The sequence below is a fragment of the Paenibacillus jamilae genome (assembly GCF_050482105.1).
Lineage (GTDB): Bacteria > Bacillota > Bacilli > Paenibacillales > Paenibacillaceae > Paenibacillus > Paenibacillus jamilae_B.
This window is the reverse complement of the sequence record NZ_JBCNHI010000023.1, coordinates 77,215-94,393: the sequence shown is the minus strand read 5'-3', so window position 1 is coordinate 94,393 and position 17,179 is coordinate 77,215. Positions and strand designations below refer to the sequence as shown.

Sequence of the window (17,179 nt, the reverse complement as noted above, 5' to 3'; positions counted from 1 at the left end):
CGTTACGCCAAGGACAATTTGGGAGCAGCGCTTTGTCTGACCTTGATGAGGGAGGGTTTGATGTGACGAAAGGCGAAAGGCCACAGTCCCTGCGGTTATGGTATCGCCAGCCTGCTGAGGCATGGGAGGAAGCATTGCCAGTCGGCAATGGACGACTGGGTGCTATGGTATTTGGCGGAATCAGGGAGGAGCGTTTGCAATTAAACGAGGATACGCTCTGGTCTGGATTTCCAAGAGATGGCGTTCAATATGATGCATTGCGATATTTGCAGCCTGCCAGAAAGCTGATTGCAGCTGGAAACTACAAGGAAGCAGAACGGCTGATTAATACAAACATGCTGGGTCGCGATACAGAAGCCTATCAGCCTTTGGGAGACTTGTGGATTACGCAGGAGAACCTAGGGGAGATTGCGCATTATGAACGGGAGCTGGATATACAGACCGGAACGGCAACGGTTACTTTTCAGAGTGATGGAGTCCGCTATACCCGTAAAGTTATCGCCAGTGCACCCGATGGGGTCATTATGGTGTCCCTGACTGCGAATAAGGTTGGAAAAATCCATGCATCTGTACGTATTACCACACCCCATCCTTGTGAAAATGAAGCTGGAGAGGATGTACATTATGGTGATTCCTCTGCATGGGCTAGCGATGATGATCCATCCGAGGAACCGACCAAAGACTTCATTACGGTGACTGGACGAGCGCCCAGTCATGTGGAATCTAATTATCACGGCGATCATCCACAGTCTGTCGTTTACGAAAATGATTTGGGGATGGCTTTTTCAGTTCAGGCGAGGGTTATTCCCGAGGGAGGGACCTTAACGTCGAGGGATGACGGGGCATTGACCGTCTCGGGCGCAGATAAAATCACGGTGTATTTGGCAGCAGCTACCGGATTTCGGGGATTTCATGCTATGCCAAATAGTGATGCAACGGAGTCAGCAGAAGCTTGCGAGGTCATTCTAGACGGAGCGATTTCGCTGGGAAGTGAGCAGGTGCGGCAACGCCATGAGCAGGATCACCGGAAGCTGTTTGACCGTGTTGCATTAGACCTGGGAGGTGACACGCTAACCGAGGAGTCCGCTCTCCCGACCGATCTGCGATTAGAACGTTATCAGAATGGTCAGGCAGACCGGGGGCTGGAAGTGCTGTTATTTCAGTATGGACGCTATTTGCTTATGGGCAGTTCGCGTCCGGGCAGTCAGCCCGCCAATCTTCAGGGCATCTGGAATGACCGGGTACAGCCGCCGTGGAACAGTAACTATACAACCAATATTAATACACAGATGAACTATTGGCCCGCAGAGGTATGTAATCTTGCCGAGTGTCATGAGCCATTGCTGCACATGGTTGGAGAAGTCGGTCGTACGGGACGCAGGGTCGCTTCCCTTAACTATGGGGCTCAAGGATGGACAGCTCACCACAATGTAGATGTGTGGCGAAACGCCGGACCGTCAGGTGGCCATGCCAGTTGGGCCTTTTGGCCGCTTGGGGGTGTATGGCTGACCGCTCACCTATGGGAGCGTTATCTGTTCACCTTGGATACAACCTATTTGGCAGAACAGGCTTATCCGCTTATGAAAGGGGCAGCGGCCTTTTGCCTAGACTGGCTGGTGGAGGGGCCGGATGGTCGGCTCGTAACGTCCCCCTCCACTTCGCCTGAAAATAAATTCCTCACGCCCGAAGGCGAGGATTGCAGTATATCCATGGGCTCCACGATGGACATGACGCTGATTAAGGAGCTATTGAGCAACTGTATTCAGGCCGCGGATCTGCTGGAATTAGACGATGAATTCCGTAGACGCTGCGAGGAGACTAGGGAACGATTAATACCCTATCAAATTGGCCGTCACGGCCAGATACAGGAATGGTCGGTTGATTTTGAGGAAGCAGAGCCTGGGCATCGACATGTTTCGCATCTTTACGGGGTTTACCCCGGCCGACAGATCCATATCCGTGACACTCCGGAGCTGGCTGAGGCGGCCCGCATATCGCTACACCGCCGGCTCGATCATGGTGGCGGGCATACCGGGTGGAGCTGTGCCTGGTTGATTAACCTGTACGCCCGGCTGGAAGATGGCGACACTGCGCATCGGTATGTTCGCACGTTGCTGTCGCGGTCGACCTACCCTAATTTATTCGACGCTCACCCGCCTTTTCAGATCGACGGTAACTTTGGTGCGACGGCGGGCATCGCAGAAATGTTGCTGCAAAGCCGACCGGGAGAGCTGACCCTATTACCGGCCCTGCCATCGGCATGGCCGGAGGGACGGATCAGCGGTTTGAGGGGGCGTGGCGGGGTCACTGTCGATCTGGAGTGGACCAACTCACGGCTCGTCCGTGCGAAGCTTATCGCATCCGTCCAGACAGGAAGCTTCACTATTCGCAGTGCACATCCGTTTCGCGATGATACTCGTCAGGCTCAGCTTGATCCTAAGCACGGAGGATTTATTTTGTCATGGATTTTTACCAAAAATCAGGAAAACACGAATGAACACACGATTATACTTGAAGGAGAGGAAGAGACACAATGACTATTTTCCAATTTCCGCAGGACTTTATGTGGGGTACCGCAACCGCAGCTTACCAAATTGAAGGGGCTTATCAGGAGGATGGGAGAGGGCTATCGATCTGGGATACCTTTGCGCATACACCTGGCAAAGTGTTCAACGGGGATAACGGCAATGTAGCATGTGACAGCTATCATCGCTACGAAGAAGATATCCGCCTCATGAAGGAACTGGGCATTCGTACATATCGGTTCTCGGTGTCCTGGCCGCGTATATTCCCTAATGGTGACGGTGAAGTCAACCAGGAGGGATTGAACTATTATCATCGTGTAGTTGATTTGTTGAACGCCAACGGAATTGAACCGTTTTGTACACTGTACCACTGGGACCTGCCTCAGGCGCTGCAAGATGCCGGAGGATGGGCAAATCGCCATACAATTCAGGCATTTGTCCAGTTTGCAGAAACGATGTTCCGCGAGTTTCACGGTAAAATACAGCATTGGCTCACATTCAACGAACCGTGGTGTATCGCCTTTCTATCCAATATGTTAGGAGTTCATGCCCCGGGTCTGACGAATCTGCAGACTGCGATTGATGTAGGGCATCATCTGCTGGTTGCGCATGGTTTATCTGTACGCCGATTCCGCGAGCTTGGCACCAGCGGTCAGATCGGTATCGCTCCCAATGTCTCCTGGGCTGTTCCTTATAGCACCTCTGAGGAAGATAAAGAGGCTTGTGCGCGCACGATTTCTCTGCACAGTGACTGGTTTCTCCAGCCTATTTATCAAGGCTCGTATCCTCAGTTTTTGGTAGACTGGTTTGCGGAGCAGGGAGCTACTGTGCCGATTCAGGACGGGGATATGGATATTATCGGTGAGCCCATTGATATGATCGGTATTAATTATTATAGTATGTCGGTTAATCGCTTTAATCCCGATGCAGGATTTCTCCAATCTGAGGAGATCAATATGGGACTACCAGTGACGGATATCGGCTGGCCAGTGGAGTCGCGTGGGCTGTATGAGGTACTACATTATTTGCAAAAATACGGGAATATTGATATTTACATCACAGAGAATGGAGCTTGTATCAACGATGAAGTTGTGAATGGAAAGGTACAGGATGACCGCCGAATCTCCTACATGCAGCAGCACTTGGTACAGGTACACCGGGCGATTCATGACGGCCTTCATGTTAAAGGCTACATGGCATGGTCACTTATGGACAATTTTGAATGGGCAGAAGGATATAATATGAGATTTGGCATGATTCATGTCGATTTCCGTACACAGGTCCGTACCCCCAAGGAAAGTTACTATTGGTATCGAAATGTAGTAAGTAATAACTGGTTGGAGACTAGACGCTAAACGTAGAGAGATGATATGAAACTGAAGCAGTTTTAGACCTGTCTCTGCTCCCGTTTGTTTAAATAGGAGGTCCTCTGGGGTAATAATAGCCAAGATGAATTTCAAATGGTTCTAGTATGTAGAGACCAGCAGGAATAAAAAAATAAAAAATGTGCATACTGAAAAAAAATACCTGGCGAGGGCGCTTTTTAAACCATTTTAAACTAAAGGGAGTGGAGGGTATGGCTTCGAATTTTAGGAAATCAGGATCAAGTGATAACCAAATGAGCCGCACGGTATCTATTATTGCTTTGATTGCTTGTATTGCAGGTATTATTCTAATTTTGCTTGATATAGGGAATTTAACTGATCGTAATATCTATCTGATGACAGGCATTGGTGCTTTTGCGGCCGGAATTTTTATTTTTCTAATTGGCAAATCATTTGTCATTGCCCGCAAGAAGGAAGACCAAGAGAACGGACGTCATTAATACAATTGAAAATACGGTACAGAAAACGGATAATGAAAACAACAGCGCGGGGCTTCGAGCAGTGTAGCATGATAACTGTAAGGAGTCCCGATTTTTGCTTTAATATAGCTTTTTTAAGATACTTTAAGATGCATAATTAACGTTTTTATATGTCATTTTTGAATTAAAAAGAAATTTTGAATTTGCAAGAGAAATTTTATTTTTAGAGAGGTTTTTCACAAAAATCGGACAAATAATCGACAATTCTGTTAACAATAAAAAAAGTGGCCGCTTTTCTGCTATCTTATATAAGGGCAACATTACAGGAGTTCGTTAGTTTTGAGTAATTTACTATTTTAAGGAGAGGGGAACAACATGAACAAAAAACCAAAAGCGATTATTGCGTTGGTTTTGACCGTGCTCACGGTAGCATTGCTCATCTGGACGTGTTTTTATGCTGGCGGAAAATACGTTGTTTTCGATCCGAAAGGACCAATTGGGCAAGCACAAAAAGAGCTGATCATTCTTACAACTGCATTGTCTGCGCTTATAATTGTACCGGTTATGATTTTGACTTTCTTCATCGTTTGGCGGTATCGCGATACCCCAACAAACAAGGTGAAGTACCAACCTCACTGGGATGACAGCAAAAAGCTGGAGACCACATGGTGGGCTATTCCAATTATCGTTATCCTTATTATTGCGGTCATCACTGCGAGATATACCTACTTGCTGGAGCCTTCCAAGCCGATTGCAAGTACGCAAAAGCCAGTAACGATTCAAGTAACTTCATTGGACTGGAAATGGCTCTTTATGTACCCAGAGGAAGGTATAGCTACTGTTAACCAAGTTCACATTCCTAAAGGTGTTCCAGTCCGTTTTGAGCTGACTGCTGACGCCCCGATGAACTCGTTCTGGATTCCGCAATTGGGCGGTCAAATCTACACCATGTCAGGCATGGCCATGAAACTGCATTTGCAGGCCGATCACGAAGGAACTTACTTTGGCTCGGGTGCAAACTTTAGCGGTGAGCATTTTGGACAAATGCGTTTTGATGTAGAAGTCCAGTCGGATGAAGAGTATAAAAACTGGGTCGCTGACATCAAAAAGCAGTCTAAGCCGCTGACGAAGGACGGCTATTTGGCGCTTGCAAAACCAGGTTTGTCCCAGCCTGATGAGTATTCTTCGATTCCAGATGGCTTGTTCAAAGAGATTGTCAACAAGTATGTAGTGGAAGGTTCTTCTAATCCCCATGCTGGACATGGTGAAGCTACCTCCACAGAAGATTCATCCAAGACCGGCACAGAAGAGCATGCTGAAATGGATATGAGTCATATGAATATGAGCGGACACAATTAAAATGATTATAGGGAAGGAGGCCCCCAATGCTTGACAAAATAAAAGAGTTTGCATCCACTTTCTTCGTTACTGGAGATCCGATGATCTATGGAGCGGACGTTTCCATCGCACTAGCCACGATCGGGATCGTGTTTGTGCTCACTTATTTCAAAAAATGGGGCTGGCTTTGGAAAAACTGGTTGACTACGGTTGACCATAAAAAAGTCGGTATAATGTATATTCTTGCGGCCATCTTGATGTTATTCCGCGGAGGCGTGGATGCATTATTGATGCGTATTCAGCTTGCTACACCGGATGTGACACTCCTGCATCCTGAGCATTACAATCAGATTTTTACAACTCACGGCACAATCATGATCTTGTTTATGGCGATGCCGTTGATGTTTGGTTTGTTTAATATCGCCGTACCTCTTCAAATCGGTGCGCGCGACGTTGCGTTTCCTTTCCTGAACGCATTGAGCTTCTGGCTATTCTTTATGGGTGCGATGTTGTTCAACTTGTCCTTCGTTATCGGCGGTTCGCCAGATGCAGGCTGGTTGAGTTATCCACCGCTCTCAGAACTGCAATTTAGTCCTGGCGTCGGTCAGAACTTCTATATCTGGGGTATTCAGATTTCCGGTATAGGTTCATTGGCTACAGGGATCAACTTTATTGTTACCATTATTAAAATGCGCGCTCCTGGTATGACTTGGATGAAAATGCCTGTCTTTACGTGGTCCGTATTTTCATCATGTGTTATTATCATTTTCGCGTTCCCAATTCTGACGGTTACTTTAGCATTGCTATTCCTTGACCGCTTCGGGGGAGGACACTTCTTTACCCTTGATTTCGGCGGTAACCCGATGATGTATATCAACTTGATCTGGATGTGGGGTCACCCTGAGGTATACATTGTAGTATTACCTGCCTTCGGTATTTATTCCGAGGTCATCAGCGTATTCTCTAAAAAGAAATTGTTTGGTTACAAATCCATGGTTTACGCCATGTTCATTATTGCGATTCTGTCCTTCTTTACGTGGGCGCATCACTTCTTCACAATGGGATCAGGCGCAGATGTTAATGCATTCTTTGCAATTTCGACGATGGTTATCGCAATACCAACAGGGGTTAAAGTATTTAACTGGCTGTTCACGATGTATCGGGGTAAACTCGAGTTTAAAACTCCGATGATGTGGTCTATTGCATTTATTCCGAACTTCCTGATTGCAGGTTTGACGGGCGTCATGTTGTCTGTAGCGCCTGCGGACTTCCAGTTCCATAACAGTTACTTCCTGATCGCTCACTTTCACTCTGCTCTGATTGGTGGGGTAGTGTTCGGTTATCTGGCAGGTCTGTACTACTGGTGGCCTAAAATGTTCGGTTTCACATTGCCTGAAACGCCTGGTAAATGGGCTTTCTGGTTCTGGAATATTGGTTTCTATGTATGTTTCATTCCGCAATATTCTCTCGGTCTGATGGGTATGACTCGTCGTCTGAGCACTTACGGCTGGGATACTGGCTGGCAGCCGCTTAACATGGTTTCCACCATTGGGGCATTCCTGATGGGGATTGGTTTCTTGTTCCAGGTTCTTCAAATTCTTCTGGGTATCAAAAATTACCGCAAGCTGAAGGATACAACTGGCGACCCTTGGGGTGGTCATACGTTGGAATGGTCCATTCCTTCACCTGCACCGGAATACAATTTTGCTACCATTCCACAAGTAGAAGAACGCGATGACTGGTGGGCAGAAAAAGATAAACGTGCAAAAGGTATTTTCAGAAAGCAACCGCCAATTGAAGCGATTCATATGCCGAAAAACTCGGCGATTCCATTCATTATGTCGGTATTCTTTTTCATTGCAGGTTTTGGATTCGTATTTGGATGGTCGTTCTTCTATATTCCAGGACTGATCGGTGTGGCAATTTGTATGATTTGCCGTTCGTTCTTCTCCTATGATGGCGACTACTATATCCCTGCGGATGAAGTAAAACGCACGGAAGCGGCAATAAGGGGGTCTGTATAATGGCACAAGCAGCAGCACATCACAGCCATGATCATGACCACGGGCATCACGATCCGCAAGAGCTGAAGATGCTTGGTTTTTGGATCTTCCTCGTAACGGACGTAATCCTGTTCAGTACCTTGTTCGCAACCTTCGTTGTCCTTCGGAATAACACAGCCGGAGGACCAGGTGGCGCAGAGCTGTTTAACATGACGGGCGTTATTATTGAAACGTTCCTCTTGCTCACAAGCAGCTTCACAAGTGGTCTGGCTGTGTTGGCTATGAACAAAGGAAGCATGAAGGGATTAATCAGCTGGTTAATCGTAACCGCGATCCTGGGTCTTGGTTTTATCGGTTTTGAGGTTTACGAGTTTGTTGAAATGGTACACGAAGGAGCCAATTACGGAACAAGTGCGTTCCTGTCGGCATTCTTCACACTGGTTGGTACACACGGACTTCACGTTTCCTTGGGTCTGGTATGGATGATTGGACTCATGTTCCAGGTGAAAAAACGTGGGCTTATCCCTGAAACCAAGGGTAAAGTTTCGGCATTGAGCTTGTACTGGCACTTTTTGGACGCTGTCTGGATCTTCTTGCTGACAGTCGTCTATTTGATGGGGGTGATGTAGATGGCACAGCATCAATCAGGAGCAGGTTCGCATGGTCATGATGATTCTCACGGTTCAGTGAAATCCTATGTTATCGGGTTTATTCTGTCCATCGTACTGACCATCATTCCTCTCGGCGTGGTTATGAATCATATGTTGAGCCGCACTTCGACCATGGTTGTTATTTTAGCCGCGGCAGTGCTGCAATTTCTGGTTCAGCTTTTCTTCTTCATGCACATCCGTGAAAGCAATGGACCACGTTGGAATGTTATGACTTTGATTTTTGGTGTAGTGATCCTGTTGACTGTCGTTGGCGGTTCTGTATGGATTATGGAATACAACATGGTAGCACACTAATAAATCACACTTATTTAATTAAGAAGAAGCGGCTCTGTACCGCTTCTTCTTTTTTTATAAGGAGCCTGCCTAAATTTAAACTGTGGCTTCTTGAACTCAAGTTTGCATATGTGTAAAATGGAATTGTATAACAGAAGAGTGAAAAAGATAATACTAAATGAAAAAAGATAATACTAATGGAGAGTGAGGAAAACGTCATGAACACCGAAATATTGTTTAAACCTTTTAAGATAGGGAACTTATCTCTTCCCAATCGGATCGTTATGGCTCCCATGACACGGAGTTTTTCTCCTCAAGGTATTCCGGGGCCTGAGGTTGCCGCATATTATCGGCGCCGTGCGGAAAATGCTGTTGGATTGATTATTACAGAGGGAACGGCTATCAATCATCCCGCAGCTGTGGAGCACACAGGTATCCCTAACTTTTATGGTGAGGGGTTAAAGGGGTGGGCCAAGGTAGTAGAGGAGGTCCATGCGGCAGGCGGCAAAATTATACCGCAGCTCTGGCATGTGGGTACAGCCCGGAAAATAGGTGCGGATAACCAACCGAATCCCGAGGCCTTGCCTGTTGGCCCCTCAGGTATTTCTCCCGCAGGTGAAAAGGTAGTTGAGCCATTGACAGAGGCCGAAATTGCGGATATCATTGCAGCCTTTGCTCAAGCCGCTGCCGATGCCAAGCGGGTGGGATTTGACGGCATTGAGCTTCATGGAGCACATGGTTATTTAATAGATCAATTTTTCTGGGAAAAAACGAATAAGCGTACGGATCAATATGGAGGCGATTTGGTTCAACGCACCCGATTTGCTGTCGAGGTTATTGAGGCTTGTCGTCGTGCAGTGGGTCCGGATTTCCCAATTGTACTGCGGTTCTCCCAGTGGAAGATGTACCATTATGGAGAAAAGCTGGCACAGACACCGCAGGAGCTTGAACAGTTTCTTGCACCATTGGTACGAGCCGGGGTGGATGTATTCCATTGCTCAAGCCGCCGTTTCTGGGAACCAGAATTTGAAGGATCAGATTTAAACCTAGCAGCTTGGACCAAAAAGATAACCGGCAAGCCAGTTATTACAGTGGGGTCAATTGGCTTGGAGAAGGCCTTTTTAAGTGATTTGGAGAAAAATGATAATCGCCAGACTGAGCAATCCAGTAATGTAGAGGCCAGATTAGAGCAGCTCGTGGAGTTACTAGAACGAGAGGAATTTGATTTGGTTGCAGTTGGACGTGCATTGCTGGTTGATCCGGCATTTGCAGTAAAATTGCGTGATCAACAGATAAAAGAAATAATTCCTTACAGTGATGAAGTATTAAAAACGTTGAAATAAGAAAATTTCCGTTACAGGGCAAGCTGTAATATAAGCTATTCGTAAACTCTACGAATTTGCTATAATAGAAGCATCAAGTCGAAATACACGGGGTGAAAAGGATGAATTCTGAAACGGAAGCTTTGGATTGCGAGCCGGCTTGTCACGGTTCAGATCAGGAAATTGAGCGTATAAAATCTTCCCTTGTTGAGGATTCCATCGCATACAAAATGTCGGAGCTGTTTAAGGCGCTGGGTGACCCGACACGGATCAAGCTGATTTATGCCCTGGCCCAAAAGGAACTATGTGTTCATGATCTAACCCAAGTGTTGAACATGGGCCAATCTGCGGTATCTCACCAGCTTCGTTATTTGCGCAACCTGCGTATTGTCAAACGACGCAAGGAAGGCAAGACAGTGTTTTATTCACTGGATGATAATCATGTGGAGCAGATTTTTTTGCAGACCCATCAGCACATATCGCATCAATGATGTTTGAAAAAACAACAGTAGGGCGCCAAGTTATTGGCGCTCTTTTGGTGTTAACCCATTGAATTCGACTTTTTTGTTAAAAAGGGCTAGGATCATTGACTTTTGCCCCTAAACCTGAATATAATGGCTTTAACAAATAATATATGAACAGTTGCTCATATATAGTTAATTGGAGGCCAATTATTATGGATGCTCTAAAAAGAAATGAACGGCATGAATGGATTTTGGAAGGTTTGGATTGCGCCAACTGTGCTCTAAAGATTGAAAATGGGGTCAGTAAGATAGAAGGGGTCATGGATTGCTCGGTCAATTTTGTTACAAAAACGTTGACGATGACCACAAGCTCGGATCAAAAAGAAGAGGTTTTACGCCAGACGGAACGGAAGATTCACAGACTTGAGCCTCATGTTCGGATGGTTGCTAAAAATGCCAGTGGACGCCTGCGGGAAAGCAGTCGAAGTAATGCTGGTGCAGTAGAGGCAAGCTGCACAGAGGATTGCGCATGCGGTCATGAGCATGATGGTGAAGGACATAATCACAAGGATGGACAACATGCTGCTCACAGTCATGTTGGCCATAGTCATGAAGCACATGGCACGCATGGTGGGCACGACCACGATAATCATACACACGTACATCACAATCATCATGCAGTGCATGAACATGGTGAAGCTACCCATACTCATGCTCATTCACATGGTGATGATAGCCATGCTGGGCATACACATGATCATGGTACGGGCGGTATGCGCCGCATGATTGCGCGTCTGTCCATAGGTGCGGTTATTGCAGCTGTTGCCTGGTGGTTACCTGTCGAAGGTGTGGGCAAGCTGGCTCTATTTTTAGTGGCATACATCATCGTTGGCGGTGATGTTGTCTTGCAGGCTGCGCGCAGCTTAGTGCGTGGAATGGCCTTTGACGAGTACTTCCTGATGACACTGGCTACTGTCGGCGCATTTGCTATTGGGGAATACCCCGAAGGCGTAGCTGTCATGTTCTTTTATCAAATCGGAGAGCTATTCCAAGGCATTGCAGTCAACCGTTCACGCAAGTCCATCAGTGATTTGATGGATATTAGACCAGACTATGCCAACTTGAAGACCGCTGAGTCTGTACGGAAGGTTTCCCCAGATGAGGTTCGCGTTGGAGATCTGATCGTGATCAAACCGGGTGAGAAGATCCCGCTGGATGGTAAGGTTGTAGAAGGCAAGTCGCATGTTGATACCTCAGCGTTGACTGGTGAATCTGTGCCTCGTACCGTTGAGCCGGGAAGCAGTGTGATGAGTGGATTTGTGAATACGAACGGACTTCTGACGGTAGAGGTCGGCAAAGAATTTAGTGAATCTGCAGTCTCTAAGATTTTGGAACTGGTGCAAAATGCGAGTGCCAAAAAAGCGCCGACCGAAAAGTTTATTACGAAATTTTCCAGATACTATACTCCTATAGTGGTTATTGTAGCGTTGTTGCTGGCGGTTGTTCCCCCGCTTGTTGTGCCGGGTGCACAGTTTGCAGATTGGTTATATCGGGCGCTTGTTTTCCTCGTTATTTCTTGTCCATGTGCACTGGTAGTGTCCATTCCACTGGGCTTCTTTGGCGGAATCGGGGCTGCCTCCCGTTCTGGTGTGCTGATCAAGGGTGGTAATTATCTTGAAGCCCTGAATCACGTGAAATACGCTGTTTTCGATAAAACAGGTACGCTCACCAAAGGTGTTTTCCACGTGACAGGGATTTATCCTGCCGAAGCTTTCACGAAGGAAAACCTGCTGGAGATCGCTGCATTGGCCGAGATGCACTCCACGCATCCTATCGCTGCCTCCCTGCGCGAAGCTTATGGCAATGAACTTCAACCGGAGCGAGTGCAGCAATATAGTGAAATATCCGGTCACGGGATTCAGGCACAGATCGATGGGCGCCTGGTTTTGGCCGGGAACGCTAAGCTGATGGAGCGGGAGCATGTTGCTTTGAATGCAGTACAGCAAGCAGGATCAATGGATGAAGGAACGGTCGTACATGTGGCTGTAGACGGAACATATACCGGGTGCATTTTGATATCGGATGAGGTTAAGGAGGACGCGGCCAAGACGATTGCTTCGCTGAAAAAGCTAGGGGTGGTAAAAACCATCATGCTAACAGGTGACAATCGGACAGTTGCCGAGGCTGTAGGGCGTCAGCTAGGCCTGGATGAAGTACGGGCAGAATTGTTGCCTCAGCATAAAGCCGAAGCCATTGAGCAGTTGTCTGCAAGTAAAAAACCGAGCGATAAAATTTTGTTTGTAGGCGATGGGATTAATGATACGCCTGTGCTTGCTTTGGCAGATGTCGGCGTAGCGATGGGCGGTTTGGGCTCAGATGCTGCGATTGAAGCAGCAGATATTGTAATCATGAATGACGAGCCTTCAAGACTGGTGACGGCGATTCATATTGCCCAGCGAACACGCCGTATCGTATGGCAAAACATTATATTTGCGCTAGGTGTCAAAGCAGTATTCCTCACATTGGGCGCATTCGGTATTGCTACTATGTGGGAGGCTGTATTTTCCGATGTAGGTGTGACACTGCTAGCCGTATTAAATGTAATGCGTGTACTGAAGGTTGGTTCTGACGAATAAAATGGGAGCACCCCCGTTAGCATAGGAATGCTAATAGGGGGTGTTTTTTTATAGCTGCCTTTTTTATGTAGGCATGTCCTATCAGTAGTGTAGAGGATTATTTTTATCCTATATAGCAGTTGTGCAGAGATGTATAAATGTGGGGAGGTCCTAATACGTTAAGGTAGGGACTTTATACGTAAGGCCCATGGAACATTCGGTTGCTCATAAATGAGTAAGCGTTTTCTTTGTCTGGAAGGGTACTCGAATTCGTGTGTGCCAACTTGCTGAAGAAAGAAAGGATGGATTAATAGCATGGAGGCTAAGCTGATGCATGTATTCGCAGAGCTGTTGAGTGGCATAAACAGCCGGGATTGCAACGTTCCAGAGCCAGGAATGGTGTCTGCTGCACGGAAATTGGCTATGGAGACACTAAGAGCAGGAAGCCGTCAAGTGTCTGCTGCACAGGAGGAAGATCCATTAGGCTGGCTGGTTGGTTTAGCCGAGCAGGGTGCAATCAGTCGAGCGGAGGCATTACTGGCTGTAAACCCTGAATTACTTGGGGAATCGATGCTGAATAACGGCAATGATACGGGGCAAGCCAAAGACACTCTTTTAAAATGGAGCGATGAATACAGCCACACCTCCATACGGCTTTATGCTGACGCTCCTGCAAGTATGTTTCGTAAAAGTACAGAGGAAGCATCAGGGCTAGGCGGTCTTGACGGTTATAGTCTTCTGCATGGTCCATTGTCACTGGCATCCGGCCGCGTGAGGGAATTATGCTATGCCTATTTGGACGCGGCAGAGTCTGGACAAAAGATTCATGTCCCTGACGGAGAGCCTGATCCCATCCTTGTCCCCGGTTCCCGTGCATCCGAGACGTACACAACATTTAATAAAGCATCCGGTTTGCCTGGATTGTGTGAGCACCTGTCTCGAAGAATCATTGGCCTGCTGGAAGCAGAGTACGAGGGCTTGTTTGAATTGCTGGACGGATTGCCGCTGACGATAGCTTTGGCTGAGCAGAACAATGCGGTGGGCATTGGAAGCCTGCAAGATATGCAGTTGGAGGCATTACTGCGTGCAGCGTTGCGGAGCATACACCAAGGGAGAGAACCACGGCTGGAGATTATTGTGCGCAATCCGGCTGACGTAAATCAGTTCCAAATCATCCGAGACTGGATTGACGGGGTTGCCGAGCAAACGTTATGTGGTCGTCTGCGGTGCGTTCCATATCGGGTAGGCGTACTTTTGACGGTTGATGCAAGTTTGGTGCCTAATGCAGGCCAAACAGGGGATGAGCAATCCACACAGCCGGGGAAGTCAGTCAATGCCATTAACATGTCCGAAGTCAGCGCGCGACAGACCAAGCAGGCGGCTCAGGCCGCAGATTTGGCGCGTTTTGCCGATACGGTCATTTTAGAAGTCATACCAGCTCCTTCTTCCTATGATAGCGAAGCTGGCGAGCAGTTAATTCCAGCCACTGTAGATGGGCATGAGAATGCTAATGATACGATAAAATGCATAATGGAAGCTGTTCGGCGTGTAAAGCTCGAGCTTCCTATATGGGTGGCGATAGATGAGATTCACCAGATTCTGGATGGTATTTGGATCTGTGAGAACGGGCTGACGGGCATCATTTGCTCAGACCCAGCAGTTCCGGCTGTACGCCTTACCGCTGCACGTTGGAGACTGCAACAGCAAGCCAATTGCCAACATGTTGCACGGTCTGCACACACCCATACTTGGAAGTTTCCACTGTAGTCTAAAGATAACCTCAATGTATGTAATAGAATGCTTTGAAATATAGAGGATACCTGCGTTGTTTGCGCAGGTATTTTTTTTATTTTGGCTATTAGCAGTTTACAAGCGGAAAAGAAAGGGTATATAATAAAACAAAAGTTTCACTAAACCAAAATAATTGTATAGACGCAAAAATGATTATCATTCTCATTGCCAAACATGCTGCTTCGGGCTTCCCGAAGCAGCATGTGCTATTTTAGGGCACTTAACAATGGGTATCATTCTCAATGAGATGGAAGTAAAAGGACTAAAAAAATGGAAAGGAACGTGACATGATGCAAGCAGTTCAACGACTACAAGATACATTGTCTCCCTCTAACCAAGCACTTCAAAAGAACAGTGGCAGCGGACGGCCTGGTCCCAATCGCAAGCCGCAATTTCAGCTTAAAAGCATGCTGAAAAACAAGGAGATGCAGGCTGCCCTAGGTAGTGGAATGCTAATGCTGATGGCATGGGGGATCTCACACTGGTGGCAATGGCTATCCGTAATTCTCTATGTCGTGTCTTATGCACTTGGAGGCTGGTCCAAAGCCAGAGAGGGGGTTGAGACCTTGGTCCGAGAGCATGATCTGGATGTTAATTTGCTCATGATCGCTGCGTCTTTAGGAGCCGCGGCCATTGGCTACTGGAATGAAGGGGCCATGCTGATCTTTATTTTCGCACTCAGCGGTGCGCTGGAGAGCTATACGACCGAGCGTAGTAGCAAGGACATTTCCGAGCTTATGGCGTTAAAGCCGGAAACGGCTTTGCGCTTGTCTCACGAGGGCACAGAAACGGTCGGCATTGAGCAACTGCTGCCAGGCGACCTGTTGCTAGTTAAGCCGGGCGAATTAATTCCGGCAGACGGCCGGATCTCTAAAGGCGTGTCTGCTGTGAATCAGGCATCCATTACCGGGGAATCTGTTCCGGTAAACAAGGTGGCAGGTGACGAGGTATATGCAGGCACCATCAATGGAGAAGGTGTGCTATATGTTGAGGTCAGCCAGTCCTCGGAAAACACTCTATTTTCAAAAATCATTCGTATGGTAGAAGAGGCCCGGACCGAGGTCCCCGATTCCCAGCGGTTTATCAAAACATTTGAATCGGTATACGCCCGAATTGTTGTTGCCGTCACGCTGATCGTCATTGTGGGTGCACCCCTAGCATTAGGCTGGACGTGGGCAGCGGCGTTTTACAAGGCGATGGTGTTCCTTGTCGTGGCCTCACCTTGTGCGCTTGTGTCATCCATTATGCCCGTGATGCTATCCGCCATCTCGAACCGTGCCCGTCGAGGCATTCTGTTCAAAGGGGGCGCACATGTAGAGAATATGGCATTGGCATCTGTTGTTGCTTTTGACAAAACGGGCACGTTAACGAAGGGGTCGCCTGTGGTCACGGATTGGATCATCGCCCCGGATTACGATGCTGATGAGCTATTGCACATTGTCTCGACAATCGAAAGCTATTCCTTACATCCGTTAGCACGAGCGATTGTAGCCAAAGCCGAAGCTGAATTGGGACAGAGAGAGCTTCTCACAGCCGAGCAAGTGCAGGCACTTACCGGATGGGGAATGGAAGGCATTATAGGCGGGATAAAATGGAAAATCGGCCGCACCAATGTGCTGGATGAACCTGATCTTCTCGCAGAGCCAGAGTGGGCGGAATATCGGGCCCGCCTGGAAGCTGAAGGCAAAACCGTATCCATCATTCTCGCGGATGAGCGGATTGTTGGAATGCTGGCGCTGCGTGATGAGCTGCGTCCACAGGCGCGCGAGTCTGTGAAACGTCTGCAAGCACAGGGGATCCGGGTCGTCATGCTGACTGGAGACCGGCCAGAAACGGCTACTGTAATTGCGGCCCAGGCTGGAGTCGATGCTGTATATGCCGGTTTAATGCCAGAGGACAAAGTCAGTCATATTCGTATGCTGCGGGAGGAATACGGGCATGTTGTCATGGTTGGCGACGGTGTGAACGACGCTCCGGCTTTGACCGCAGCAACTGTAGGGCTGGGTATGGGAATGCATGGAAGTGGAGCAGCCCTGGAGGTCGCAGACGTGGTGCTAATGAATGACGGAATCGAGGAGATTGCTCCGACGATCGCATTGGCGCGCAAGGCTCAGCGAGTGGTCAAACAAAATATGATCTTTGCGGTAAGTGTCATCGTGCTGTTGGTGATTAGCAACTTTGTGCAAAATATAGCGCTGCCATTTGGGGTCATTGGGCATGAGGGCAGCACACTGCTTGTTATTTTGAACGGTCTGCGCTTATTGCGATCATAGGCTTAACTATCCAATTCACAAATCACAAGTTTACAAACAGGCAGGAGCATTCAACCCTCTTACAAATTCCAATCCAAGGGGGATGAATGCTCCTTTTTTG

Annotated in this window: 12 protein-coding genes; all 12 read left to right on the top strand. The window is 47.7% G+C overall.

The genetic code is table 11. The features are described 5' to 3' along the window. Positions 1–62 precede the first annotated feature (62 nt). The 12 genes from ABEW32_RS23230 (at position 63) to ABEW32_RS23175 (ending at position 17,079) form a co-directional block, all read left to right on the top strand. Positions 63–2,537, top strand: coding sequence for a glycoside hydrolase family 95 protein (locus tag ABEW32_RS23230; protein WP_430192219.1), 2,475 nt, complete (start codon positions 63–65; stop codon positions 2,535–2,537). Continuing rightward, a complete protein-coding gene (locus tag ABEW32_RS23225; RefSeq protein WP_430192217.1) occupies positions 2,534–3,880 on the top strand; it encodes a GH1 family beta-glucosidase in 1,347 nt (448 codons plus the stop codon). The genes ABEW32_RS23230 and ABEW32_RS23225 overlap by 4 nt, the downstream gene beginning before the upstream one ends. Before the next feature lie 221 nt (positions 3,881–4,101). Next, positions 4,102–4,350, top strand: coding sequence for a hypothetical protein (locus ABEW32_RS23220; protein WP_430192215.1), 249 nt, complete (start codon positions 4,102–4,104; stop codon positions 4,348–4,350). A 354-nt stretch (positions 4,351–4,704) separates the two neighbouring features. Further along, positions 4,705–5,688 (top strand): ubiquinol oxidase subunit II, encoded by a 984-nt coding sequence (gene cyoA / locus ABEW32_RS23215; protein ID WP_263560816.1) that lies wholly within the window; start codon positions 4,705–4,707, stop codon positions 5,686–5,688. A gap of 26 nt (positions 5,689–5,714) precedes the next feature. Beyond that, the gene (locus ABEW32_RS23210) at positions 5,715–7,691 is read left to right on the top strand and encodes a cbb3-type cytochrome c oxidase subunit I (protein WP_430192212.1); all 1,977 of its coding nucleotides are present in this window, start codon (positions 5,715–5,717) and stop codon (positions 7,689–7,691) included. Further along, entirely contained in the window at positions 7,691–8,299 is a 609-nt protein-coding gene (gene cyoC, locus ABEW32_RS23205) for a cytochrome o ubiquinol oxidase subunit III (protein ID WP_305166899.1), read from the top strand. The genes ABEW32_RS23210 and cyoC overlap by 1 nt, the downstream gene beginning before the upstream one ends. Next, a complete protein-coding gene (cyoD, locus tag ABEW32_RS23200; RefSeq protein ID WP_430192210.1) occupies positions 8,300–8,635 on the top strand; it encodes a cytochrome o ubiquinol oxidase subunit IV in 336 nt (111 codons plus the stop codon). It begins immediately after the preceding gene. A gap of 197 nt (positions 8,636–8,832) precedes the next feature. After that, positions 8,833–9,957, top strand: coding sequence for an NADH:flavin oxidoreductase (locus ABEW32_RS23195; protein ID WP_430192208.1), 1,125 nt, complete (start codon positions 8,833–8,835; stop codon positions 9,955–9,957). A 101-nt stretch (positions 9,958–10,058) separates the two neighbouring features. Further along, positions 10,059–10,427, top strand: coding sequence for an ArsR/SmtB family transcription factor (locus ABEW32_RS23190; protein ID WP_007432172.1), 369 nt, complete (start codon positions 10,059–10,061; stop codon positions 10,425–10,427). Positions 10,428–10,612: 185 nt separating this feature from the next. After that, a complete protein-coding gene (locus ABEW32_RS23185; protein WP_430192206.1) occupies positions 10,613–13,036 on the top strand; it encodes a heavy metal translocating P-type ATPase in 2,424 nt (807 codons plus the stop codon). A 294-nt stretch (positions 13,037–13,330) separates the two neighbouring features. Then, positions 13,331–14,782, top strand: a complete 1,452-nt coding sequence (locus ABEW32_RS23180) for a PEP-utilizing protein (protein WP_430192204.1) — start codon at positions 13,331–13,333, stop codon at positions 14,780–14,782. Between the two features lie 314 nt (positions 14,783–15,096). Further along, the gene (locus ABEW32_RS23175) at positions 15,097–17,079 is read left to right on the top strand and encodes a heavy metal translocating P-type ATPase (RefSeq protein WP_430192419.1); all 1,983 of its coding nucleotides are present in this window, start codon (positions 15,097–15,099) and stop codon (positions 17,077–17,079) included. Positions 17,080–17,179: the final 100 nt, after the last annotated feature.